The 23,725-nt window shown below is 63.3% G+C and carries 25 protein-coding genes; 13 read left to right on the top strand and 12 right to left on the bottom strand.

The window, feature by feature from the left end:
• The first annotated feature begins 6 nt into the window (after positions 1 to 6).
• The 7 genes from secF (at position 7) to TP2_RS13465 (ending at position 4,342) form a co-directional block, all read left to right on the top strand.
• Positions 7 to 993, top strand: a complete 987-nt coding sequence (gene secF, locus TP2_RS13495; protein WP_038078390.1) for a protein translocase subunit SecF — start codon at positions 7 to 9, stop codon at positions 991 to 993.
• Positions 977 to 1,354: an Mth938-like domain-containing protein gene (locus tag TP2_RS13490; RefSeq protein WP_038078388.1), complete on the top strand. Its 378-nt coding sequence runs from the start codon at positions 977 to 979 to the stop codon at positions 1,352 to 1,354. Before secF ends, TP2_RS13490 begins: the two co-directional genes overlap by 17 nt.
• Complete coding sequence (ccmA, locus tag TP2_RS13485) at positions 1,351 to 1,983, top strand: heme ABC exporter ATP-binding protein CcmA (protein WP_038078383.1); 633 nt, start codon at positions 1,351 to 1,353, stop codon at positions 1,981 to 1,983. The genes TP2_RS13490 and ccmA overlap by 4 nt, the downstream gene beginning before the upstream one ends.
• 166 nt (positions 1,984 to 2,149) lie before the next feature.
• Positions 2,150 to 2,806: a heme exporter protein CcmB gene (gene ccmB, locus TP2_RS13480; protein ID WP_038078378.1), complete on the top strand. Its 657-nt coding sequence runs from the start codon at positions 2,150 to 2,152 to the stop codon at positions 2,804 to 2,806.
• 63 nt (positions 2,807 to 2,869) lie between these two features.
• On the top strand, positions 2,870 to 3,598 hold the full coding sequence (locus TP2_RS13475; protein WP_038078376.1) for a heme ABC transporter permease: 729 nt from the start codon (positions 2,870 to 2,872) through the stop codon (positions 3,596 to 3,598).
• Positions 3,595 to 3,813 carry a heme exporter protein CcmD gene (gene ccmD / locus TP2_RS13470; RefSeq protein WP_038078373.1) on the top strand — a complete coding sequence of 73 codons (219 nt, stop codon included), beginning with the start codon at positions 3,595 to 3,597 and terminating at the stop codon, positions 3,811 to 3,813. Before TP2_RS13475 ends, ccmD begins: the two co-directional genes overlap by 4 nt.
• On the top strand, positions 3,806 to 4,342 hold the full coding sequence (locus TP2_RS13465; protein WP_157617131.1) for a DsbE family thiol:disulfide interchange protein: 537 nt from the start codon (positions 3,806 to 3,808) through the stop codon (positions 4,340 to 4,342). Before ccmD ends, TP2_RS13465 begins: the two co-directional genes overlap by 8 nt.
• A gap of 575 nt (positions 4,343 to 4,917) precedes the next feature.
• On the opposite strand, the gene TP2_RS13455 is transcribed toward TP2_RS13465, so the two are convergent.
• Both TP2_RS13455 and hpt read right to left on the bottom strand, forming a co-directional pair.
• Positions 4,918 to 5,100 (bottom strand): hypothetical protein, encoded by a 183-nt coding sequence (locus tag TP2_RS13455; protein WP_038078369.1) that lies wholly within the window; start codon positions 5,098 to 5,100, stop codon positions 4,918 to 4,920.
• A complete protein-coding gene (hpt, locus tag TP2_RS13450) occupies positions 5,097 to 5,645 on the bottom strand; it encodes a hypoxanthine phosphoribosyltransferase (RefSeq protein WP_038078367.1) in 549 nt (182 codons plus the stop codon). Before hpt ends, TP2_RS13455 begins: the two co-directional genes overlap by 4 nt.
• An 84-nt stretch (positions 5,646 to 5,729) precedes the next feature.
• Here hpt and TP2_RS13445 point away from each other — a divergent pair, with 84 nt between their 5' ends.
• On the top strand, positions 5,730 to 6,188 hold the full coding sequence (locus tag TP2_RS13445; protein WP_038078364.1) for a type II toxin-antitoxin system RatA family toxin: 459 nt from the start codon (positions 5,730 to 5,732) through the stop codon (positions 6,186 to 6,188).
• 77 nt (positions 6,189 to 6,265) lie between these two features.
• Here the strand turns inward: TP2_RS13445 and TP2_RS13440 are convergent, their stop codons facing one another.
• The 4 genes from TP2_RS13440 to TP2_RS13425 form a co-directional block, all read right to left on the bottom strand.
• Positions 6,266 to 7,444, bottom strand: a complete 1,179-nt coding sequence (locus TP2_RS13440; protein ID WP_038078361.1) for an ammonium transporter — start codon at positions 7,442 to 7,444, stop codon at positions 6,266 to 6,268.
• A 168-nt stretch (positions 7,445 to 7,612) separates the two neighbouring features.
• Positions 7,613 to 8,086 carry a CinA family protein gene (locus TP2_RS13435; RefSeq protein ID WP_038078357.1) on the bottom strand — a complete coding sequence of 158 codons (474 nt, stop codon included), beginning with the start codon at positions 8,084 to 8,086 and terminating at the stop codon, positions 7,613 to 7,615.
• The gene (locus TP2_RS13430) at positions 8,083 to 8,592 is read right to left on the bottom strand and encodes a phosphatidylglycerophosphatase A family protein (RefSeq protein ID WP_038078355.1); all 510 of its coding nucleotides are present in this window, start codon (positions 8,590 to 8,592) and stop codon (positions 8,083 to 8,085) included. The genes TP2_RS13435 and TP2_RS13430 overlap by 4 nt, the downstream gene beginning before the upstream one ends.
• Before the next feature lie 4 nt (positions 8,593 to 8,596).
• Positions 8,597 to 9,724 carry a bifunctional 2-C-methyl-D-erythritol 4-phosphate cytidylyltransferase/2-C-methyl-D-erythritol 2,4-cyclodiphosphate synthase gene (locus TP2_RS13425; RefSeq protein ID WP_038078353.1) on the bottom strand — a complete coding sequence of 376 codons (1,128 nt, stop codon included), beginning with the start codon at positions 9,722 to 9,724 and terminating at the stop codon, positions 8,597 to 8,599.
• Between the two features lie 187 nt (positions 9,725 to 9,911).
• On the opposite strand from TP2_RS13425, the gene dusB reads away from it, so the two are divergent.
• The 5 genes from dusB to ntrX all read left to right on the top strand — a co-directional run bounded on the left by dusB (position 9,912) and on the right by ntrX (position 17,108).
• Positions 9,912 to 10,919 carry a tRNA dihydrouridine synthase DusB gene (gene dusB / locus TP2_RS13420; RefSeq protein ID WP_051692640.1) on the top strand — a complete coding sequence of 336 codons (1,008 nt, stop codon included), beginning with the start codon at positions 9,912 to 9,914 and terminating at the stop codon, positions 10,917 to 10,919.
• Positions 10,916 to 11,983, top strand: coding sequence for a two-component system sensor histidine kinase NtrB (locus TP2_RS13415; RefSeq protein WP_038078349.1), 1,068 nt, complete (start codon positions 10,916 to 10,918; stop codon positions 11,981 to 11,983). The genes dusB and TP2_RS13415 overlap by 4 nt, the downstream gene beginning before the upstream one ends.
• A 3-nt stretch (positions 11,984 to 11,986) precedes the next feature.
• Positions 11,987 to 13,357, top strand: a complete 1,371-nt coding sequence (locus TP2_RS13410; RefSeq protein ID WP_038078347.1) for a sigma-54-dependent Fis family transcriptional regulator — start codon at positions 11,987 to 11,989, stop codon at positions 13,355 to 13,357.
• Positions 13,358 to 13,431: 74 nt separating this feature from the next.
• The gene (locus tag TP2_RS13405; protein WP_038078345.1) at positions 13,432 to 15,711 is read left to right on the top strand and encodes a sensor histidine kinase NtrY-like; all 2,280 of its coding nucleotides are present in this window, start codon (positions 13,432 to 13,434) and stop codon (positions 15,709 to 15,711) included.
• Entirely contained in the window at positions 15,708 to 17,108 is a 1,401-nt protein-coding gene (gene ntrX, locus TP2_RS13400) for a nitrogen assimilation response regulator NtrX (RefSeq protein ID WP_038078343.1), read from the top strand. The genes TP2_RS13405 and ntrX overlap by 4 nt, the downstream gene beginning before the upstream one ends.
• Before the next feature lie 99 nt (positions 17,109 to 17,207).
• On the opposite strand, the gene TP2_RS13395 is transcribed toward ntrX, so the two are convergent.
• From TP2_RS13395 to TP2_RS13370, 6 genes are all read right to left on the bottom strand, one after another.
• Positions 17,208 to 18,536: a branched-chain amino acid ABC transporter permease gene (locus TP2_RS13395; RefSeq protein WP_038078341.1), complete on the bottom strand. Its 1,329-nt coding sequence runs from the start codon at positions 18,534 to 18,536 to the stop codon at positions 17,208 to 17,210.
• Positions 18,533 to 19,540: a branched-chain amino acid ABC transporter permease gene (locus tag TP2_RS13390; protein ID WP_038078339.1), complete on the bottom strand. Its 1,008-nt coding sequence runs from the start codon at positions 19,538 to 19,540 to the stop codon at positions 18,533 to 18,535. Before TP2_RS13390 ends, TP2_RS13395 begins: the two co-directional genes overlap by 4 nt.
• Positions 19,541 to 19,543: 3 nt before the next feature.
• Entirely contained in the window at positions 19,544 to 20,248 is a 705-nt protein-coding gene (locus tag TP2_RS13385; RefSeq protein WP_038078336.1) for an ABC transporter ATP-binding protein, read from the bottom strand.
• Positions 20,245 to 21,105 carry an ABC transporter ATP-binding protein gene (locus TP2_RS13380; RefSeq protein WP_038078691.1) on the bottom strand — a complete coding sequence of 287 codons (861 nt, stop codon included), beginning with the start codon at positions 21,103 to 21,105 and terminating at the stop codon, positions 20,245 to 20,247. Before TP2_RS13380 ends, TP2_RS13385 begins: the two co-directional genes overlap by 4 nt.
• 104 nt (positions 21,106 to 21,209) lie before the next feature.
• Positions 21,210 to 22,394, bottom strand: coding sequence for an ABC transporter substrate-binding protein (locus TP2_RS13375; protein WP_038078333.1), 1,185 nt, complete (start codon positions 22,392 to 22,394; stop codon positions 21,210 to 21,212).
• A gap of 191 nt (positions 22,395 to 22,585) precedes the next feature.
• On the bottom strand, positions 22,586 to 23,614 hold the full coding sequence (locus TP2_RS13370) for a GlxA family transcriptional regulator (RefSeq protein ID WP_051692610.1): 1,029 nt from the start codon (positions 23,612 to 23,614) through the stop codon (positions 22,586 to 22,588).
• Positions 23,615 to 23,725: the final 111 nt, after the last annotated feature.

Below are 23,725 nucleotides of genomic sequence, written 5' to 3'. Positions count from 1 at the left end.
CGAGACATGGCATTTCGTCTGAAACTGGTCCCCGAAAAGACCACCTTCGACTTTTTCAAACACCAATACCTGACCTTCGGGTTCTCGGTCTTCATGGTGCTGGCCTCGCTGGTGCTGGTGGTGACCATGGGGCTCAATCTCGGGATCGACTTCCGGGGCGGCACCACGATCCGCACCGAGGCCGATCAGACCGAGCCGGTCGACATCGGCGCGTATCGGTCGGCCATCGCGCCGCTCGATCTGGGCGATGTGCTGATCACGCAGGTCTATGACCCGAATTTCCGCGATGACCAGAAGGTCGTCACGATCCGCATCCAGGCCCAGGACGGGCAGGAGGCGATCAGCCCCGACACCCAGGCCAAGGTGCTCAACGCGCTTCAGACCGTGAACAAGGACATCAAGATCGTGGCAACCGAGTCGATCGGTCCCAAGGTCTCGGGCGAGCTGATCTGGACTGCGGTCTGGTCGGTTCTGGCCGCCGTCTTCGCGATCCTCGTCTATATCTGGCTGCGCTTCGAATGGCAGTTCTCCGTGGGCGCGGTCGCGGCTCTTGTGCATGACGTGACGGTGACGATCGGGATCTTCTCGCTCTTCCAGTTCAAGTTCGACCTGTCGATCATCGCGGCCCTGCTGACGATCCTCGGGTATTCGATCAACGATACCGTGGTCGTCTTCGACCGTCTTCGCGAGAACCTCGTGAAATACAAGAAGATGCCGCTGCGCGACGTGATGAACCTCTCGGTCAACGAGACGCTGTCGAGGACCGTGATGACCTCGGGTACCACGCTTCTGGCGCTGATCGCGCTTCTGGTGCTCGGTGGTGACGTGATCCGCAATTTCGTCTTCGCGATGACCTGGGGCGTGATCGTCGGCACCTATTCCTCGGTCTTCGTTGCCAAGAACATCGTGTTGTTCATCGGCCTCGACCGCAACAAGGAGAAGAAGGACCCCGCCGAGCAGTTCTTCGACAAATCCGATGTCGCTGCTGACTGAGGCGAATTTCGGAGCCTCCCTGCCGATCGACGGCTACGGGCCGGGCTTTTTCCGCGTCGCGGGCGAGGTCCGGCACGGCAATGTCTGGGTGATGGCCGATCGCTGCGGGGACTGGGGCGGGTTCGAGGATCCCGAAACGCTCACCGCTCTTGCGGGTCAGATCGACCTGCTTTTCGTCGGGACCGGAGCCGAAATCGCGCATCTTCCAAAAGCGTTCGTGGCCACGCTCGAAGCGAAAGGCATCATGTGTGAGGGCATGGCGACGCCCTCTGCCGCGCGCACCTACAACGTGCTCCTGTCCGAGGGGCGCCGCGTCGGCTGCGCGCTGATCGCGATGCCTCCGAAGGGAGAGGCGTCATGACGATGCTGTCGGTCGAGGGGCTTGCGGTGTCGCGCGGGGGGCTCCCGGTTCTCGAAAATATCGGCTTCACGCTCGAGGCGGGCCATGCGCTGGTTCTGCGCGGGCCGAACGGGATCGGCAAGACGACGCTGCTGCGCACGCTCGCAGGGCTGCAACCGGCGCTCGCGGGCACCGTGTCGATGCCGCCCGAGAGCATGGCCTATGCCGCCCATTCCGACGGGCTCAAATCGACCCTCACCGTGCGCGAGAACATGACCTTCTGGGCCTCGGTTTACGCCACCCACGATATCGAACCCGCGCTCGATCGGATGAACCTGCGCAACCTTGATCATCGCGCCGCCCATAGTCTGTCGGCGGGGCAGAAACGCCGTCTCGGCCTCGCGCGGCTTCTGGTGACGGGGCGCCCGATCTGGGTGCTCGATGAGCCGACCGTCTCGCTCGACACCGCCTCGGTCGCGCTTTTTGCCGAAGCCGTGCGCGGCCACCTGTCCACCGGCGGGGCCGCATTGATCGCTACCCATATCGATCTCGGTCTCGAGGAGGCCCGCGTGCTCGACCTCGCCCCCTTCAAGGCCAAGCCCCCCGAAGAGGGCGGTATGCAGGGCGCATTCGACGAGGCCTTCCTATGACCCGGCGCGGCACTTTTGGCCCGCTCGGAAGCCTCCGGCGGGGATATTTGAAGCAGTTGGAAGACGCGTTTCTCATTCCAACTGCATTAAATATCCCGGGGGGTGAGCGGCGCAGCCGCGAGGGGGGCAGCGCCCCCATCCTGCGTCCCGATATCGGAGGCGTCGCATGATCGCATTGCTTCTCAGGGATCTGCGTCTTGCAGTGCGGGCCGGTGGCGGCTTCGGGCTCGGTCTTGCGTTCTTCCTGATCGTTGTGACGCTGGTGCCTTTCGGCGTTGGTCCGCAAGGCGAGATCCTCGCTCGGATCGCGCCGGGGATCTTGTGGCTCGGCGCGCTCTTGGCCTGCCTGCTGTCGCTGGACCGGATCTTCGCGCTCGATTTCGAGGATGGCTCGCTTGATCTGCTCGTGACGGCGCCGATCCCGCTCGAAGGGGTGGTCTCGATCAAGGCGCTCGCGCATTGGATCACCACCGGGCTGCCGCTTGTCGTCGCCGCGCCTGTCTTCGGGATCTTGCTGCATCTCGCGCCCGAAGCGCAGATCTGGATGATCGTGGCGCTTCTTCTGGGCACGCCGGCGCTCTCGGTTCTGGGCACGTTCGGGGCGGCCCTCACGGTCGGGCTCAAGCGCGGCGGGCTTCTTCTGTCGTTGCTGGTCTTGCCATTCTACGTCCCGACCCTCATCTTCGGGGCGGAGCTCGTGCGCCGTGGCGCCGAGGGGATGAACACCCAGGTGCCGCTTCTGATGCTGGCAGGGATCACGGCTGCGACGATCGCGCTCGTGCCCTTCGCCTCGGCGGCCGCGATCCGCGTCAATCTGCGCTAGGGCATCCGGCGCACGCCATGCTAGGAAAGGCCGAACCGGCCAAAAGGTGAGCAGAACAACACGATGTCGATCTGGGAATACGCCAACCCCGTCAAATTCATGAAGACCACGGACAAGGTTCTGCCTTGGACCGTTGGACTTGCCGTGATCACCCTCGTTGTCGGGTTGATCTGGGGCTATTTCTTCGTGCCGTCCGCCGAGAATTTCGGTGGCTCGGTGAAAGTGATTTATGTGCATGTGCCCGCCGCGATGATGGCGATCAACATCTGGGTGATGATGCTGGTCACCTCGCTGATCTGGCTGATCCGGCGCCACCACGTCTCGGCCCTGGCCGCCAAGGCCGCGGCGCCCATCGGTGCGGTGATGACGCTGATCGCGCTGATCACCGGTGCCGTCTGGGGCCAGCCGATGTGGGGGACCTGGTGGGAATGGGACCCGCGCCTGACCTCCTTCCTCATCCTCTTCCTGTTCTACCTGGGCTATATCGCGCTCTGGGCTTCGGTCGAGAACCCGGATACGGCGGCCGATCTGACGGGGGTTCTGTGCTTGGTCGGGGCGGTCTTCGCGCTGCTCTCGCGCTATGCGGCGAATTTCTGGAACCAGGGTCTGCATCAGGGCGCGACGCTCTCGCTCGACAAGGAGCAGCACATCGCCGATGTCTACTGGTTCCCGCTTCTGATGTGCATGGCCGGCTTCGTTCTGTTCTTCGTGGCGCTTGTGCTGGTGCGCACCCGCACCGAGATCCGCGCGCGCCGTCTCGGCGCCATCCAGCAACGTGAGCGCATGGCATGAGTGATACGACCGAGCAAGGCACGACCGTCACCGAGGGCGGGGTCGTCCTCGTGGATCCGTCCACAAAATCCTACACCTACACGGTCAATATCGCCTGGGGCGCGACGATCCTGCTACTCGTGCTGATCGTCGTGGTCTCGATGATGCGCAGTGCCAAGATCAAGCGCCAGTTGGCCGAGGCCGAGGCGCGCCGGAAAGGGGGCTCTGATGGTTAAGCCGCTGATGCTTTTGCCGCCGGTTATCTTCGCCGGTCTTGCGGGGCTTTTCATCTGGGGGATGAACCGTGAGGATCCGACCCAGCTGCCGACCGTCTTCGCGGGCAAGGAGGCACCGCCGGTTCAACTCGAACCGCTGGGTGAGTTCGAGCCCTTCACCGATAGCGATCTCAAGGACGGAAAGATCAAGCTGGTGAATTTCTGGGCCAGCTGGTGCGCGCCTTGCCGGATCGAGCATCCCAATCTCGAGGCGCTGGCGAAAGAAGGTGTCGATATCTACGGGGTGAATTACAAGGATACGCCGTCGAAAGCGCAGGGCTTCCTGGCCGAGATGGGCAACCCCTATGCTGCGCTCGGCGCCGATCCGAAGGGGCAGATGGCGCTCAACTGGGGCGTATACGGTGTGCCCGAAACTTTCGTTGTTGATGGCGAGGGCAAGGTGCTGTTCCGCTTCGCAGGTCCGGTGACCGAGCGGGTGATCGCCTCTGATCTGCGTCCTCTCCTCGAAGGCAAGGCACCCGCGCAGTAAGCGCGCCTGAGCGGTCAGCCGGGAAGGGGGGCGCGGCCCTCCGCCCCCTCGCGCCTCCCCGGGTCCTAAAGTGCGTCTTTCAGGGACTTTATCGCCATCAAAGAAGACCGCGCCCCAATGATGCGCGCAGGATTGCAGTCTGCATCGTCAACAAGACGCACAACGTCAAAGCCTTCTCGATGAACGGGCAGGGCCGCAAGGGGGGCAGACCGATCCATCGCGGCTGCCAGTCAATCACACCCAGCAATATCGGCCTGTGGAAACAGACGATCCCGAAGCAGTCCAAGCAGGTGCAGGGCAAGGATTTGGACACGACCAGTCGCGGTGGCGGAGGTGTGGTCATGGTCTGGGTCACCGACTGACGCCTTGCACGATAGGGTCACTTAGTGTGGGAGGTGGCCGTTTTGGCCGCGTTGTCATGTCCGTCGCGTGATTAGCCGCCATCGCTGCGGCGCGGGCGGATACGCATCGACTTCTGAATAGCGCGGGGTTAAGGCGGCCTGCTCAAGGCCTTCGGATCGGGCTTTTGGCCGCGGTCGAAGCGTACATAATGGCCGGGCGCTGTCCCCGTAGCGTCAGGGTTTCCAATTCCGAAGCCCGCGCGGGTTCAGCTTCGCCCAATCGGGCCAGTATCCAAGCTTGTCCACGACGACGATCACGATCACCGCGAGAACCGCCACCGCCGCAATCTTCACATGCAGCATCGAGGGCGGACGGCGTGCCCATTTCGCCATCCGCATCAGCCAGGTGACGTTCACGCCTCATCCTCGAGGAAGCGCACCTTGCCGATGAAGGGCAGGTTGCGGTTGCGCTGCGCAAAGTCGATCCCGTAGCCCACGACGAACTCGTCGGGGATCTCGAAGCCTGTCCAGGTCGCGCGCACGTCGACCTCACGCCGGGAAGGTTTGTCCAGAAGCGCACAGCATTCGATCCGGGCCGGTTTGCGCGCGCGCAGCATGCCCATCACATGCCGCAGCGTGAACCCGGTATCGACGATATCCTCGACCACCAGCACGTCGCGCCCCTCGATGCCCGCGCGCAGGTCTTTGAGGATGCGGACTTCGCGGGTGCTCTCGGTGCCATCGCCATAGGAGGAGGCTTCGAGGAAATCGACCTCCACGGGCAGGTCGATCTCGCGCACCAGATCGGCGATGAAGACAAAGGAGCCGCGCAGCAGCCCCACAACGACCAGCTTGTCGGTCTTGGCATAGGTGCGGGTGATTTCGGCGGCCAGTTCCTCGACGCGGGCGGCGATCTGCTTGGCCGAGATCATCTGGTCGATCACATAGGGACGCTGCGGCATGATGTCGGGCCTTTGATCGGGACGCGGGGCTTGAACTCGCCCCCAGCTTTATCGCATCAAGTGGCGCAAGGAAACGGAAGAGACATGCCCAAGCATCACGAGAACCGCGTCATGCCCTACAGCGCCCAGCAGATCTATGATCTGGTGGCCGATGTCGCGCGCTACCCGGAATTTCTGCCGTGGAATTCGGCCGCGCGGATCCGTTCGCGTGTCGAACAGCCCGACGGCTCGATCCTGATGCTCGCGGACCTCGTGATCTCGTTCAAGGTCTTCCGCGAGAAGTTCGGCTCGCGCGTGGTGTTGCATCCCGAGGATCATCACATCGAGACCGAGTATCTCGACGGGCCCTTCAAATACATGCACAGCCACTGGCGGATGACGGATCGGCCCGATGGCGGCTGCGATGTCGATTTCCATGTCGATTTCGAGTTCAAGAACGCGATCCTGCAAGGCGTGATCGGGGTGGTGTTCAACGAGGCGATGCATCGCATCGTGCGCGCTTTCGAGAAACGCGCCGAGGAGCTTTACGGGGCAAAAGGGTAAGCGCCGGCTGCCAGGCAAGACCCAACGAAAAGGCCGCCCCGAGAGGCGGCCTTTTCTATGATCGCAAGCGCGTACGATCAGGAATTCACGTCATAGGCGCGCTCGCCATGGGTCGACAGGTCCAGCCCGTTCGTCTCGTGCTCAAGGCTCACGCGGATCGGGAAGACCAGCGCCACGAGCTTGGCGATGATCCAGCTGCCCACGATGGTGAACACGCCTACCACGGCCAGCGCGCCGAGCTGCGCCACGAACGAGCCATGACCGAAGACCGCGATCATGATCGTGCCGAAGATGCCGCCCACGCCATGCACCGCAAAGACATCGAGGCTGTCATCGACATGCAGTTTCTCGCGGATCAGGATCACGAATTCCTGGCAGATGATCCCGGCGGCAAAGCCGATCACCAGCGCTTCGACCGGGCCGACCCAACCCGCGGCGGGGGTGATCGAGGCCAGACCTGCAATCGTACCGGTCACGAGGCCGACCATCGAGGCGCGGCCGAACTTGATCCGCTCCCACAGCGCCCAGCTCAGAGAGGCTGCGGCGGCGGAGAGATGTGTCACGGTGATCGCCATGCCCGCAACGCCATCCGCTGCCAGCGCCGACCCACCGTTGAAACCGAACCAGCCGACCCAAAGCAAGCCCGCGCCCATCGCGACCATGCCGGGATTATGCGGCGGTGTATTGCGTTTCGTGCGCGGGCCGATCATCAGCGCCAGCACGAGGGCCGCCAGGCCGGCGGTCTCGTGCACGACGATGCCGCCTGCGAAATCCTTGGTGCCCACCGCGCCCCAGATCCCGCCATCGGCCATCATCCCGCCGCCCCAGATCCAATGCGCGACGGGCGCATAGATCACCAGCATCCAGATGCCGGTGAAGGCCATCACGAAGGCATAGTTGATGCGCTCGACGAAGGCGCCGACGATCAGCGCGGGGGTGATGATCGCGAAGGTCATCTGGAAGGCGAAGAAGACGATCTCGGGGATGGTGCCCGCCAGTGTGTCAGGCGTGACCCCGAGCATCGCGAATTTGCCGAGCCCGCCCCAATAGCCATTGGCGTCCCCGAAGGCGATGGAATAGCCGAACAGGAGCCAGAGCACGCTCATCAGCGCCGCGATCGAGAAACATTGCATGAAGATCGACAGCACGTTGCGTGCTCGCACCAGCCCGCCGTAGAACAGCGCCAGTCCTGGCAATGTCATCAACAGCACAAGCGCCGTGGCCACCATGATCCAAGCGGTATCCGCCCCATTCATCCCTCGAATCCTCCTCGCAAATCCGTCTTGGAGGGGCATGGGGCATAGGTGCTGTGCTCAATAAAGAGTCATTGGCGCGCTAAGACGATTAAATGAGCGCCGGTTTGCATGCAGCATAAAAATTAATCTGAAATAGTGGGCGTTGGCGAAAAAGGTGGCGCTAGTGAATCAGTTGTTTGCTGCCGTGAGCAGCAGTCCCAGCGCGTGATCGCGGGCGGCCATGCGAACGTTCTCGCGTCCGAGCGCGCCGAAATCCACCGTCTCGGTCACCGTCTCGCGCCCATCGCAGGCCAGTCCGAAGCAGACCCGACCCTCGGGCTTGAACTCCGAACCGCCGGGCCCCGCAATGCCGGTGATTGCGACGGCGATCTGAACGGGCGCATGGGCGCGGGCGCCCTCGGCCATTTCGCGGGCGACCTCTTCCGAAACCGCCCCATGCACATCGAGCGTTTCGGCGCGCACGCCCAGCAACTCGCGCTTCGCGGCGTTGGTATAGGTGATAAAGCCACGTTCGACGACGGCCGAGGAGCCCGCGACATCGGTCAGCGCTGCGCAGACCATGCCGCCGGTGCAGCTCTCGGCTGTGGCGAGCATCCAACCGCGCGCCTTGCAGGCGTCAAGAACCTCCGCAGCAAGGCTCATTGCATCATCCCCAGGAAGACGGCGTGATAAAGCGCGGCAAGGATGATGGTCACGACGCCCGCGAAGACGCCGGCCCAGAGATCGTCCAGCATCACGCCGGTCGCGTCGTGGCGACGGTCCGCGCGGCCCACGAGCCAGGGTTTCCAGATGTCGAAGAGGCGGAAGCAGATGAAGGCCGCGACCGCGCCGGGCCAGACCATGTGCAGCTCGACGCCCGTCGAAAGCCCGCGCGACCAGAATCCGAATGCCGGGAAGAGAAGGGCGACCCATTGGCCCGCGACCTCGTCGATGACGATCTCGGAGGGGTCGTCGGAGCTGTCTCCGAGCTGCGCGCGCACCGACCAGAAGCCAAGCGCGGTGACCGCGACGGTCGCGATGACGAGCGGGATGAAGCCCAGCCAATGCTCGATGGCCCAGCCGACCAGGACGGCAACCAGAGAGCCCCAGGTGCCCGGTGCGGGCTTGAGCAGGCCGACATATCCGACCGTGTTGATGGCGCGCAGCATGGGCTTACTCCTTGATCAGCGTGGCGGTGGCGATGGCGGCGATACCTTCTTCGCGGCCGGTGAAGCCCAGACGTTCCGAGGTGGTCGCCTTGACCGAGATCCGGCCGGGCTCCAACCCCATGATCCGGGCAAGCTCCGCGGCCATCTCGAGCGCATGCGGGCCGATCTTCGGGCGTTCGCAGATCAGCGTGACATCGACATTGCCGATCCGGAAGCCGCGCGTTTCGGCCAGTTTCACCGCATGGTCGAGGAAGATCTCCGACGCGGCGCCTTTCCATTGCGGCTCTGAGGGCGGGAAATGCCGCCCGATATCGCCCTCGGCAAGCGCGCCATAAATCGCATCGGTCAGCGCATGCATCCCCACATCGGCGTCGGAATGGCCCTTGAGCTTGGCATTATGCGGCACCTTCACCCCGCAGAGGATCACATGATCGCCCGGCTCGAACGCGTGCACGTCATAGCCATGACCCAAACGGATATCCATTTTGCCTCCAAGTTGCCTCTCGGCCCGGACGAAATCCTCCGGGTAGGTGATCTTGAAATTGTCTTCCGAGCCGCGCGTGATCGCAACCGAAAGCCCGGCTGCGCGAGCCACTTCCACGTCATCGGCGGCCCCGCCCGGATGGGCGCGATGCGCGCTCAGGATCGCGTCGAAATCGAAACCCTGCGGGGTCTGCGCGCGCCAGAGCCCGCTGCGGTCCTGCGTGCCGGTGACCGCGCCTTCCGCCCCGGTCCAGAGCGCATCCGTGACGGGCAGGGCGGGGGCTGCGGCCGGGCTATTCTCGAGCGCGCTAAGGACGCCATCGATGACCTCGCGGCTGACCAAGGGCCGCGCGCCGTCATGGATCAGCACCTTGGTCACGCCCGACCCCTCGAGCATCTCCAGCGCGTTGCGCACCGAAGCGTCGCGGCTGGTCCCGCCCGCGCAGAGCGTCACCGTGCCGCCGAAAAGCGCTACGCCCCGACCCATATCCTCGGGATGAAGGACGACGACGATCCGGCCGACGCCTGCGAACGCCGCGACCGTATGGGCAAGAACCGGCTGCCCGGCGAGAGGCTGCCATTGCTTTGGCTGCTCCCCTCCGGCACGGGTGCCGCGCCCAGCGGCAACGATGATCACTGCGATAGTCATTGGCGCTCCCTTTGCGCCAAAGGCTTAGGCTATGGGGCAGGGCGGCGCAATCGCCTCGGGATGATAGCGCGTGGCTTCTGATGCGACATTCCGCGCGGCGTGTGTGATTAAAAAATACGCAATTGCTAATTTTTCTCGCCACAAAGGGCTCGACGCAATTGTGATTCCCCGATCAAAAGCCTAGATGATGGTTGAAAGAGTGACAGGAACGCCCGTGCCTCAGGTTTTGGCTCTCGACGACATCCAGCTTTCGCCGCCGGTCTTTCTTGCACCGATGGCGGGGATCACCGACCTTCCGTTCCGCCGGATGGTTGCGCGCTTTGGCGCGGGTCTCGTCGTGTCCGAGATGGTGGCCTCGGGTGAGATGCTGACGAAGAAGCCCTCGGTGCGGGCCAAGGCGCGGGTCGAGATGGGGCTTGAGCTTCCGACCTCGGTCCAGCTCGCAGGCCGCGAGGCGCAGCCGATGGCCGAGGCCGCGAAGATGGTGGCCGGCATGGGTGCTCGGATCATCGACATCAATATGGGGTGTCCGGCGAAGAAGGTGACGGGCGGGGCGTCGGGCTCGGCGCTGATGCGCGACCCCGATCATGCGCTGCGCTTGATCGAAGCTACGGTGAACGCGGTCGATCTGCCCGTGACGCTGAAGATGCGGCTCGGTTGGGACGATGACAGCCGCAACGCCCCCTCGATTGCCCGGCGGGCGGAAGCGGCGGGGATCAAGATGATCGTCGTGCACGGGCGCACCCGGATGCAGTTCTACAAAGGCGCAGCCGATTGGGCCGCGATTGCCGAGACCCGCGCGGCCGTGTCGATCCCGGTCGTCGCCAATGGCGATATCGTGGACGCGGCTTCGGCGCGGCGGGCCCTTGAACAATCCGGCGCTGCGGGCGTGATGGTCGGACGAGGGGCGCAGGGCGCGCCTTGGCGTCTGGCTGAAATCGGCCATGCGCTGTTTGGAGACTCCGCTCCGGACGTGCCACACGGAAACTCGCTTTGTGATTTTATCTCAGAGCATTACGAGGCGATCTTGAGCTTCTACGGGCGCGATCTGGGTCTGCGCCTCGCGCGCAAGCATCTCGGTTGGTATGCCGAGGAAGCTGGCGCCCCCTTGCGGGCCGAGATGATGGTCTCCGAGACGCCCGAGGCCACGCTCTCCCTGATTGAACGCGCCTTTGGCGAAAGGATGGCGGCATGAACCTTCCCGCGCCCGGCATCATTTGGAATTCCTTGCCGACCCCGGCGCTGTTGATCGACGGCGAGGACAAGGTCGACGAGGTGAACCCGGCCGCCGAGCTGTTCCTCAACCTCTCGGCCAAATCGCTGAGGGGCCAGACCATCGGCGAGCGGCTCGCGATTTCCGCGCCATTGGAGGAGATCTTCTCACGGGTCCGCAAGAACCGAGCATCGCTTTTCGTGAACGACGTCGAGGTCACGACCGGCGAGAAGGCGCCCGTGCAGTGCAACCTGCAAGCCGCGCCCGTTGGCGAAGAGCCCGACCGGGTCCTTTTGCTGATCGAGCCGCGTGAACTGGCCGACCGTCTTGGCCGCGCGAGCCTCGTGAAATCGGCTGCACGCTCGGCGATCGGCATGGCCGAGATGCTGGCGCATGAGATCAAGAATCCGCTTGCCGGGATTGCCGGGGCCGCGCAGCTCCTGAGCATGAACTTGTCCGGCGAAGATCTTGAATTGACGGACCTTATCGTTGACGAGACGCGTCGGATCGTGAAGCTTCTCGAACAGGTCGAGCAGTTCGGCAATGTCCGTGCACCGGAGAAGAAGCCGGTCAATATTCATGACGTTCTGGATCGTGCGCGCAAATCCGCGGGTGTGGGATTCGGTGCGCATATGACGATCACGGAAGAATACGATCCCTCGCTGCCATCCACGCTGGGCGATGCCGATCAGTTGACCCAAGTCTTCCTGAACCTTTTGAAGAATGCTGCAGAAGCGTCTGACGGAGCAGGAAAAATCAAGATCCGCACCTTCTACGAGCACAGCCTGCGCCTGCGTCGCGCCGATGGTTCGGGACAGCCGCTGCCGCTACAGGTCGAGATCATCGACGATGGTCCCGGCATCCCGCCCGAAATCGCCAACGAGATCTTCGAACCCTTCGTTTCCGGTCGTGAGAACGGCACAGGTCTCGGGCTCGCGCTCGTTTCGAAGATCATCTCCGATCATGATGGCTGGGTCTCGCTCGACTCGGTGCCCGGCCGCACCCGTTTTCGCATTTCCCTACCAGTTGCGCCCAAGGAGGCTTGATCCATGGACGGCACCGTACTTGTCGCCGATGACGATCGCACGATCCGCACCGTTCTCACCCAGGCCCTGACCCGAGCCGGGTGCAAGGTCCATGCCACCGCTTCGCTCGTGACGCTCATGCGCTGGGTCGAGGAGGGGAAGGGCGATTTGGTGATCTCGGATGTGATCATGCCCGATGGCAACGGGCTCGAGGCGCTGCCGAAGATTTCCGAGGAACGCCCCGGTCTGCCGGTGATCGTGATTTCGGCGCAGAACACGATCATGACGGCGATTCAGGCGGCCGAGGCCGAGGCGTTCGACTATCTGCCCAAGCCCTTCGATCTGCCCGATCTGATGAAACGTGCGCAAAAGGCGCTCGAGCAGAAACGCCGCGCGCCCGTGTCCACGAAACCCGGTGAACCGCTGAGCGAAGGCGGCGATCTGCCGCTGGTCGGGCGCACCGCGGCGATGCAGGAGCTGTACCGTCTCGTCGCGCGGGTGATGAATGCCGATCTTCCGGTGTTGATCTCTGGCGAGAGCGGAACGGGTAAATCACTGATCGCGCGTGCAATCCACGACTTCTCCGACCGCCGTACACTGCCCTTCGTGGTGGCGCAGTCGGGGGATCTGCAAGGTGCGGACGGGCCGGCGATGTTGCTGTCGAAAGCCAAGGGCGGGTCGCTCGTCTTCGATGAGGTCGGCGATTACGACGACGAAACCCAGGCGCGCATCGTGCGCATGCTCGACGCGCTGCCCGATCCTGCGCCGCGGATCATGGCGACGACGCAGATCGATCTCGCGGGCCTGATGGAGGCGGGCAAATTCCGGCAGGATCTGTTCTATCGCCTCGGCGGCGTTACGCTGAATGTCCCGTCCTTGCGTGAACGGGTCGAGGATATCCCGCTTCTGGCCGAACATTTCCTGGGCCGCGCCGAGCGTGATGGCCTTGGCACCCGCCGCTTCACCCCCGAGGCGATGCAGCTCGTGCGCGCCTATAGCTGGCCGGGCAATGTGCGCCAGCTCGAAAACACGATCCGCCGGCTTGCCGTAACCTCTTCCGAGGAAGAAATCGCGCGCTCCGAGGTGGAGTTCGTCCTTGGCAACCAGCCTGCGATCGAGCCGCTGCGCCAGGGTGGCGAGGGCGAGAAGCTCTCGGCCTCGATCGCGCGTCACTTGCGCCGCTATTTCGATTTGCACGGAGGCTCGCTGCCGCCTGCGGGCCTATATGACCGGATTCTCAAGGAAATGGAGGCTCCGCTGATCGAGATCGCCCTCGATGCGACTGGCGGCAATCAGGCAAGATGTGCCGATCTTCTGGGCATCAACCGCAATACGTTGCGGAAAAAGATCACCGATCTCGATATTCAGGTTACGCGTCGGCGCAAACTGATGTAAACCCGCAACAGGGGATTGTGGCTTTTCCGCTGTCACGGATTCGCGAGGCTGCCCCCTGAATTGTGGGGGCATCGGTGCAGGGCAGCACGGCATATCGCTCAGGCTGGGACAGGCTGGCGCGCTTTCGGCGTCAGCGGCGCGTGCGCAATATCTTCACGCTGAGCCTTGTCGTGCTTGGTCCCGTTCTGGCGATCGGGACCTTCGTGGTTCTGGGCCCGATGGGACAGGGGGCTGACAGCGCCTCGCTGCGCCTGATCCTGCTGGGTGACTTCGTCTATTTCCTCCTGCTCGCCGGGCTGATCCTGATGCGCCTTGCGCAGATGGTGGCCGCAAGACGCGCGCGGTCCGCGGGCTCGCGTTTGACATTGCGACTGACCGGGGTCTTCGCCGGGATTGCGTTGGTGCCGACGGTGCTGGTTGCGATCTTCGCGGGGCTGACGGTGAATATCGGTCTTGAGGGCTGGTTCTCGGATCGGGTGCGCTCGGTCGTGGGCACATCACTGCAAGCGGCCGAGGCCTATCAGGCGGAACACAAGCGCGACCTTGTGCAGGACAGCCGCGCGCTTGCCGGCTTTCTCAACCTGCGCCGTCAGGCCTCGACCTTCATGTCCGATGGCGAGCTGAGGGAGCTGTTGATCGCCGGTCAGGCGGGCATTCAGCGTGGCGTGAAGGAAGCTTACGTCATTGATGGAACCGGGAAAATCGTCGCGCGCGGTGATCGCTCCTATCTCTTCGATTATGAACAGCCCTCTGCCAAGGATGTGGTCGAGGCGCAAAAGGGTGAGACCGTCCTGATCGAGGATTGGCCGAACTCGGAACTGCGCGCGCTGATCCGTCTCGACGCATTCGTGGATCGCTACCTCTACATTTCGCGCAAGGTCGACGGACAGATCCTGTCGTTGCTCGACCAGACGCGCGAGACGGTGACGCTTTATCAGCAACTCGAGACCGCGCGGGGACGCGTGATCTTCGAATTCGGCCTCGTCTATTTCGGCTTCGCGCTGATCCTGATCCTTGCGGCGGTCTGGATGGGGCTGTGGTTTGCCGAGCGGCTCTCGAAACCGATCGGGCGTCTTGCTGCGGCCGCGGAACGGGTCGGCGCGGGCGATCTGGATGCGCGGGTGATCGAGGCCGAGGGCGATGACGAGATCGCGACGCTCGGCGCGGCATTCAACCGGATGACGAGCCAGCTCAAGGGACAGCGCATGGCGCTGGTCGAAAACCATCGTGAGACCGAGGAGCGCCGCCGCCTCTTCGATTCCGTGCTGTCGTCGGTGACCTCCGGCGTGATCGGTCTCGATGCAGATGGCCGGATAGATTTCGTGAACCGCGCTGCGATGCAACTTCTTGAACTCGATAGCATGCGCGATCACTCGCGAGAACTTGCGAATGCTGTTCCGGAGTTTGATAATCTTTTCCGTCGCTTGCAGGACGGTCTTAATGAGGTGGCTCAGGAAGAGGTGCGCGTGTCGCGCGGCGGGCGGCTGGAGAGCTTGCTCGTGCGCATGGCAGTGCGGCGCAACGATCTGGGAGCGCCCGAAGGCTATGTTGTCGCCTTCGAGGACGTGACGGAACTTGTGTCGGCGCAGCGCATGGCGGCCTGGGGTGATGTGGCACGGCGTATCGCACATGAGATCAAGAACCCGCTCACCCCGATCCAGCTCTCGGCTGAGCGGATCAAGCGCAAGTTCGGCAAGATCACCGAGGGCGAGGACGCCGAGGCGCTGGAGCAACTCACCGGCGTCATCGTGCGCCAGACCAATGATCTGCGCCGCATCGTGGATGAGTTCTCGCGGTTCGCCCGGATGCCCGAACCCAACCGCGCCGATCACGATCTCGCGCAACTGGTGCGTGACTCGGTGACCTTGCAACAGGACGCACTGCATGGAGCGGAGCTGATCTCCGACGTGCCGAGCGAGCCTGTGATCGTTGAGCTCGATGCGACGATGATCTCGCAAGCGGTGACAAACTTGATCAAGAACGCGGGCGAAGCGATTGAATCCTATGTCGAAAAAGGCGCAGAGGACGGGTTCTCCCCACAGGTGCGCCTCACGATGGAGGTCACCCCGGAGCAGGTCACGATCCGCATCGCTGATAACGGGATCGGCCTGCCGCCGGATCGTGCGCGACTGTTCGAGCCTTACGTGACGACGCGCGAAAAAGGGACCGGTCTGGGGCTTCCCATCGTGAAGAAGATCATCGAGGAACATGGCGGGACATTGTCCCTCAGCGACGCGCCCGCCTTCACAGAGGGCGCCCATCGTGGGGCGCTCGCCGAAATCAGGCTACCGCGCGCGCGAGCCGCATTGCGGGCCATCAAGGAGAGGGGCGAGGCCCCCGGGGAACTGACATGAGCGACATTCTGATCGTCGACGACGAGAAAGACATCCGCGAGCTGATCGCCGATATCCTTAGAGACGAAGGCTTCCAGACGCGTCTGGCAGCGAATTCCAACGAGTGCATGGACGAGATCAACGCGCAGGAACCGGCGCTGATGATCCTCGATATCTGGCTAAAAGACAGCAAGATGGACGGGATCGACATCCTCAAGACGGTGAAGCGCGACAACCCCGACGTGCCGGTCATCATCATCTCCGGCCACGGCAATATCGAGATCGCGGTCGCGGCGATCAAGCAGGGCGCCTATGACTTCATCGAGAAGCCCTTCAATATCGACCAGCTGATGGTGGTGATCGCCCGCGCGATGGAGACCGCCCGCCTGCGCCGTGAAAATTCGACGCTCCGGCGTCGCGACATGTCCTCGGGCGAGATGATTGGGGATTCGGCGGCCTTCCGGCGGCTGAAGGACCAGCTCGATAAAGTGACGAAATCCAATGGCAGGGTGATGCTGACCGGCGAGCCGGGTTCGGGCAAGGAGATGGCCGCGCGCTACATCCACCAGTTCTCGACCCGTGCCGCCGGGCCCTTCATCACGGTTGCCTCGGCTTCGATCGAGCCCGACCGGATGGAAGAGGTGCTCTTCGGGCGCGAAACACCGGAGCGCGGCGTCGAGAAAGGCCTGTTGGAGCAGGCCCATGGCGGCGTGATCTATTTCGACGAGGTGGCCGAGATGCCACTGGGGACCCAGTCGAAGATCCTGCGTGTGCTGACCGAACAGCAATTCCTGCGCGTGGGCGGGGCCGACAAGGTGCGCGTCGATCTGCGCGTCATCTCCTCGACGACCCGCGACCTGACCGCGATGATCCGCGAAGGCGGGTTCCGTCAGGAACTCTACGACCGGCTGAACGTGGTGCCGATCGAGGTGCCGCCGCTCTCGGAACGGCGCGAGGATGTGCCGCTTCTGGCGGCGCATTTCCTGCGTGGTTTCAACGAGACGCAAGGCCTGCCGCTGCGCGATGTCTCGGAAGAGGCCGCTGCGCTGATGCAGACGATGGACTGGCCCGGCAATGTCCGCCAGCTGCGCAACGTGATCGAGCGGGTGCTGATCCTCGGTGAAGGCACGGGCCCGATCGAGGCGCGCGAGCTGCCCGGTCAGGAGGCGCCCGCTGAAGAGGGGCGCATCGTGCTGGGCGGCGCGCTCGCCACGCTGCCTCTGCGCGAGGCCCGCGAGCTGTTTGAGCGCGAATACCTCCTGACGCAGATCAACCGCTTCGGGGGCAATATCTCGCGCACCGCGAATTTCGTCGGCATGGAGCGCTCGGCCCTGCACCGCAAGCTCAAATCCCTCGGCGTCGTCACCACGAACAAGGCTGGCGCCCGCGTCGCGCAATTCGAAGGCGACGACGAGTAACGAAAAACGCGCGGGTCTCAGCCCGCGCGTTTCGTCTTCTTCTTGATCCAAATATCTCGGGGTGAGCCCGGAACGGGCGAGGGGCAGCGCCCCTCACGCTCATTTCTCGGGCAAGAGCCCGCGTGGACTGAAGCGCAGCACGCCCAGCAAGATCGCGCCCATCACCAGCATCCGCATATGCGGGGCCGATTGGATCAGGTGCTCCTTGAACCCGCCCTCGGGGAAGGGGGAGGCCAGCGCCGCCATGATATCGGGGCCCCAGTCGCCCGCCTTGACCCAGACATACCAGATCAGCACGCCACCGAGGATCGAGCCCCAGTTGTTCCCCGAGCCGCCCACGATCACCATCACGAGGATCAGGAAGGTGTAGCGCAGCGGGTTGTAGGAGGTCGGCGTCATCTGCCCGTCGAGCGAGATCATCATCGCGCCGGCCAGGCCGATCACTGCCGAGCCCAGCACGAAGATCTGCAAATGGCGGCGGGTGACGTTCTTGCCCATCGCGGCCGCCGAGATCTCGTTGTCGCGGATCGCGCGCATCATCCGGCCCCAGGGCGATTTGAGCGCCTTCTGGGTGAGCCAGATCAGCACCGCGAGCACGACCACGAACAGCAGCAGGTAGGCCAGCTTCACGGTAATCGTCGAGGCAAGCTGCGGATCCATGCCCCAGCTTTGCGCCTTGGCGACGAAGTCGGGGCTGTTTTGCAGGTCGATCTCGTAGGGGACGGGCCAGGGGCGCGGGATTCCGTTCACGTTGAGCACGCCACGGTCGAGCCATTGCTCGTTCTTGAGCACCGCGACGAGGATCTCGGCGATCCCGAGCGTCGCGATGGCAAGATAGTCCGAGCGCAGACCCAAAGCCGTCTTCCCCACCAGCCAGGCCGCACCGGCCGCCAGTACCGCACCGACGGGCCAGGAGATCAGCGTCGGCAGGCCGAGCCCGCCGAGATTGCCTTGTGCCGAGGGGTTGATCGCTTCGATCGCCGCGACCGCCGGATCGAAAGCCCAGCGATAGACGAAGAATCCCACGATCAGCACGGCTGTCACCGCAAGCCCGCGCAGCCGTCCGGTAAGGTTGCGCCAGATCCAGACCGCTGCCAACACCGCGACAATGGCGATGAAGAACGCGAGCATGATGCCGGGCCCACCCGCCTTGAACGCACCGGGCGTGGGCGGCATCGAGATCAGCACGGGCGCCAGGCCGCCAAGCGCGAGGAAGCCCATCGCACCTGCGTTGAACAGCCCCGCATAGCCCCATTGCATATTCACCCCGAGCGCCATGATAGCGCTCAGAAGCCCCATGTTCAGGATGCCAAGCGCCGAGTTCCAGCCCGAGGAGAAGCCCTCGAACAGGATCAGCACAGCCATGATGGCGAAGAAAAGCGGCGCGCGGATTGCGCTCGATCCACCGGGTTGTCGTGTGGTGCTCATACGATTTTCCCCTTGAAGAGGCCGGTCGGCTTGAAGATCAGCACGAGGATCAGGATCGTGAAGCTGACCGCATATTTGTAATCGGTGGACAGAAGCTGGACGAGCCCGTCAGGTTGCCAGTTCGGGATCAGGTAGGTCACGACCTTCTTCCAGGCATAGGTGAGGCCGACCTCCGAGAAGGAGATCACGAAACCGCCTGCGATCGCACCCACCGGGTTGCCGATACCGCCGACGATGGCCGAGGCGAAGATCGGCAGTAGCAGCTGGAAATAGGTGAAGGCCTTGAAGCTCTTGTCGAGCCCGTAAAGCGTGCCGGCGATGGTCGCCAGCGCCCCGGTGATAATCCAGGTGACGGCCACGACACGGTTCGGGTCGATCCCCGACAGCAGCGCCAGATCCTCGTTATCGGAATAGGCCCGCATGGATTTGCCGGTGCGGGTCTTGCCGAGGAACCAGAACAGGGCTGCCACGGTGATGATCGCGGTGACGACGGTGATCACCTGCGTCGAGCGCAGCGTGAGCGGCTCGGAGAGGCCCGTCATTTCGCGCCACTGCCGTGCATTGATGACGAAACGCGCGCCATCGTCGAAATTGATCTGGTCGACGCCGATCAGGAAACGGGTGAGCGCGTTCATCACGAACATCACGCCAACCGAAACCATGACCATGACCACAGGCGCGGCCCGCACCTTGCGGTAATATTGATAGACGACCTTGTCCGTCCCGAGCATGAGCGCGGCGGTGACGATGATGCCGAAGGGCAGGGCGAGCAGCGCGGTCGGCAGCGGGCCGAGGCTGATCCCCATCGCCTGGAAGCCCCAGGTGATCAGGATCACGATCCCGGTTCCGAAGGCCATCGTGTCGCCATGGGCGAAGTTCGAAAACCGCAGGATCGAGTAGATCAGCGTGACCCCGAGCGCGCCAAGCGCAAGCTGCGCACCATAGGCAGTGGCGGGGATGATAACGTAATTGGTGATCGCGACGAGCGCGTTGATGAGATCCATTGCTCAGCCCCCCAGGAAGGTACGGCGGACTTCCGGATCGGCCAAGAGCGCCTGTCCGGTGTCGGTATATTTGTTGGCGCCTTGCACGAGGACATATCCTTTATCCGCGATTTCAAGCGCTTGGCGGGCGTTCTGTTCGACCATCAGGATCGAGATGCCGGTGCGGGCGACTTCGATGATGCGGTCGAACAACTCGTCCATCACGATCGGCGAGACGCCTGCGGTGGGCTCGTCGAGCATCAAAAGCTTCGGTTGCGTCATCAGCGCGCGGCCCACGGCCACCTGCTGACGCTGCCCGCCTGACAATTCGCCTGCGTTCTGGCGACGCTTCTCCTTCAGGATCGGGAACAGCTCGTAAACCTGTTCCATGGTGCCGGCGAAATCGTCGTCGCGGATGAAGGCGCCCATTTCGAGATTTTCCTCGACCGTCATCGTCGGGAAGACGTTGTTGACCTGCGGGACGAACCCCATGCCTTTCTTCACCCGGTCCTGCGGCGAGAGCCCGGTGATGTCGACCCCGTCGAGCGTCACCTTGCCTTCGCGCAGCGACAGCATGCCGAACACCGCCTTCATCGCGGTGGATTTGCCCGCGCCGTTGGGGCCGACGATCACGGCGATCTCGCCCTTCTCGACGGTCAGCGTGCAGGAGTGAAGGATATCGGCCTTGCCGTAGCCGCCGGTCATCTCCGAGGCGTTCAGATAGCTCATTGCGCCTCTCCCTTGCCAGCTTCGTCGCCCAGACCCGGCTGCGCGCCGTGGTCTTCATGCGCGGCGGCCTCGGCCGTTTCCTCGGCCTTGACCTTGTTCTTGAGGCCCGTACCCAGATAGGCCTCGATGACGGCCTCGTTTTCCATGATGTGATCGGCGGAGCCTTCGGCCAGAACCTTGCCCTCTGCCATCACGATCACCGGGTCGCAGAGGCGGCCGATGAAATCCATGTCATGTTCGATCACGCAGAAGGTGTAGCCGCGCTCCTTGTTGAGGCGCACGATCGCATCGCCGATCGTGTTCAGCAGCGTGCGGTTCACACCTGCGCCAACCTCGTCGAGGAAGACGATCTTGGCTTCGACCATCATCGTGCGACCAAGCTCCAGAAGCTTCTTCTGGCCACCCGAGAGATTGCCTGCCTTCTCGTCCTTCAGATGCGAGATCGTCAGAAAATCAAGCACTTCGTCGGCTTTCTTCAGAAGCGCCGTTTCCTCTTCGCGGATCCGTCCACGGCCGAACCAGGTGTTCCAGAGCGTCTCGCCTGCCTGGCCCGAAGGCACCATCATCAGGTTCTCGCGGACGGTGAGCGAGGGAAACTCATGCGCGATCTGGAAGGTGCGCAGCAGCCCCTTGTGGAACAGCTCGTGCGGTGCGAGCCCGGTGATGTCTTCGCCATCCATCGTGACGCGGCCCGAGGTGGGGGCATGCACACCGGCGATGACGTTGAAAAGGGTGGATTTTCCGGCACCGTTCGGGCCGATCAGACCGGTAATCGAACCGGTCGCGATTTCGAGACTCGCACCATCGACGGCGCGAAAGCCGCCGAAGGATTTTACTAGATTTTCAACCCGGATCATGGGGTCCCCTGACTTCATGCTTTGCGCGAACATCGCGCCGCAAGGTCTTGTTCTAATTGGAAACAGCCCGGATCTCTCCGGGCTGTTTCGCGTCTTTGCTCAGATCAACGGTACTGGACCGTTTCCATCTTCCCGTCCTTGAACTCGATCTCGCGGAAGGTGCCCGAAGCTTCGCCATTGCCGATCAGGTGAACGGCGGTTGCGCCTTCGTAGTTGATCGGCTTGCCTTCCTTGATCAGCTCGAGACCCTTGGCCAGCTCACCGGGATAGATCTTTTCGCCATCGCCGTTGGCGATGTCCATGATCTTGTCCTTGTAGACCTTCGGATCGGTCGAGTTCGCAGCTTCCATCGCGAGCAGCATCAGAGCTGCCGCGTCATAGGCTTCGCCCGAATAGACCGAGGTGCCGTCGAAGCCGGCGGCCGTGGCCAGTGCGAGGAACTTGTCATGGCCTTCGCCTTCCGAAGCGGGCATCTGACCGAACGAGCCGTTCACTTCCGAGCCGAAGTTGTCTTCGAGGGTCTGGCTGACCATGCCGTCGGGGAAGACGAACTTTTCGAAGGCGCCGGTGTCGAGCGCGCCGCGCAGGATGCCCGAACCGCCCTGGTCGATATAGCCAGCGATCACGAGCGCATCGCCACCGGCCGAGGCCAGCGAAGCCACTTCGGCCGAGTAGTCACCCTTGCCATCTTCGTGGGCTGCCGAGATCGTCACGGTGCCGCCCTTGGCCTTGTAGGCCTTCTCGAAGCTGTCCGCGAGACCCTTGCCGTAGTCGTTGTTGGTGTAGGTCAGCGCGACGGATTTGATACCTTTTTCAAGGATCTCGTCAGCCATGACTTCACCCTGACGCGCATCAGAGGGCGCGGTGCGGAAGAACAGGCCGTCATCGGGCAGGGTCGAAAGCGCCGGCGAGGTCGCCGAGGGCGAGATCATCACCATGCCATTCGGCATCGCCACGTTTTGCAGAACGGCGGTGGTCGCGCCCGAGCACATCGCGCCCATGATGCCCGACACCTTGTCCGAGGTGACCAGCGTTTCGCCCGCCGCGGTCGCGGCCGCAGCATCGACGCAGGTCGAGTCGCCGCGCACCGGGGTCACGGTGTCGCCGCCGAGCAGCTTGCCGGAGTCCGAGACTTCCTTGATCGCAAGCTCGGCGCCCTGCGCCATCGCCGGTGCAAGGGATTCGAGCGGGCCGGTGAAGCCCAGCAGGACCCCCATCTTCACATCGGCGGCGTAAGCACCGGTCGCGGCAAAGGCGATCGCGGCCGAGGCCAGAAGAATTCTTTTCATTTATTCACTCCCGTGTTGGAACTCGCGTTCTGGCGCGAGGTTAGTGCGCGGTTTTGAAAATGTGAAGAACCGCTGGCGAGGCGATCACGCGAAAAACCGACCCAAAGGTCAAGACTGCCCGAATTCGACGTAACGGCAATGTAAGGGGTCGTGCAAATTCGTGAAAAATCGCGCCTGGTTTTGCGTAATTTTCAGTCTTCGGCGAAATCGGTTTCCGTATCTGCGGTTGTATCGAAATTTCCCTGCTCGCCCATCGCGGAAGTGCCGCGTTCACGATAGGGAGTCGTCTGGTAATGCGCGCGGTAGCATTTCGAAAAATGCGACGGGCTCGCGAAGCCGCAGGCCATCGCGACATTGATCACGCTCATCTCGGTCTGCATCAGCAGGTTGCGCGCCTTTTGAAGCCGCAGTTCCATGTAATAGCGCTTCGGGCTGCGGTTGAGATACCGGCGGAACAGGCGCTCGAGCTGGCGCGCCGACATGCCGACTTCAGTGGCGAGCTGCGCGGGGCTGATCGGGTCCTCGATATTGGCCTCCATCCGCCCGATGACTTGCGCGAGCTTGGGATGACGCACGCCGATCCGGGTCGGGATCGAGAGCCGTTGCGTGTCGCGATCGGTGCGGATCGTCGAATGGATGAGCTGATCGGCAACGGTATTGGCCAGCTCCTCGCCATGATCCCGCGCGATCAGCCGCAGCATCAGATCGATCGAGGCAGTGCCGCCCGCGGTCGTCACCCGGTTGCCGTCGATGACGAAGACCCCCTTGGTCAGTTCGACATCGGGGAAATCCTCGGTGAAGGAATCCGTGTTCTCCCAATGAATCGTGGCCCGCTTTCCATCAAGCAGCCCGGCCTTGGCCAGTGCATAGGAGCCGGTGCACAGCCCGCCCATCACCGCGCCACGCCGCGCCTCGCGCCGCAGCCAGCTCAGAACCGGTTTCGTCACCGCCTCGACCACGTCGATGCCGCCACAGACGAGAACCATCGTGTCGCGTCCAAGATCCTCAAGTCCGATGTCGGTGCGAAACACCGTGCCATTCGAACAGGCCACGTCCCCCCCATTCTCAGCGGCGAGTTTCCACGAATAAAGGGTACGTCCCGAGACCTGATTGGCGAGACGCAGCGGCTCGATGGCGCTGGCGAAGGCCATCATGGTGAAGCGATCGAGCAGCAGGAATACGACCGAACGGTGCCGGCTGTCATCCGCGAGGCGGATCATTCCCTGCGAAGGCGCGGGGCGGCGGGCAGGGCGGGACGTGGAACGGTCAGACATGGGCGATCTCTTTGGAACCTCACGGCTTCTCACGAAAAGCCGAAATTTCTTCGGGGC

This window comes from Thioclava pacifica DSM 10166, from assembly GCF_000714535.1.
In the GTDB taxonomy this organism is placed as follows: Bacteria; Pseudomonadota; Alphaproteobacteria; order Rhodobacterales; family Rhodobacteraceae; genus Thioclava; species Thioclava pacifica.
This window is presented reverse-complemented; position numbering and strand designations above follow the sequence as displayed.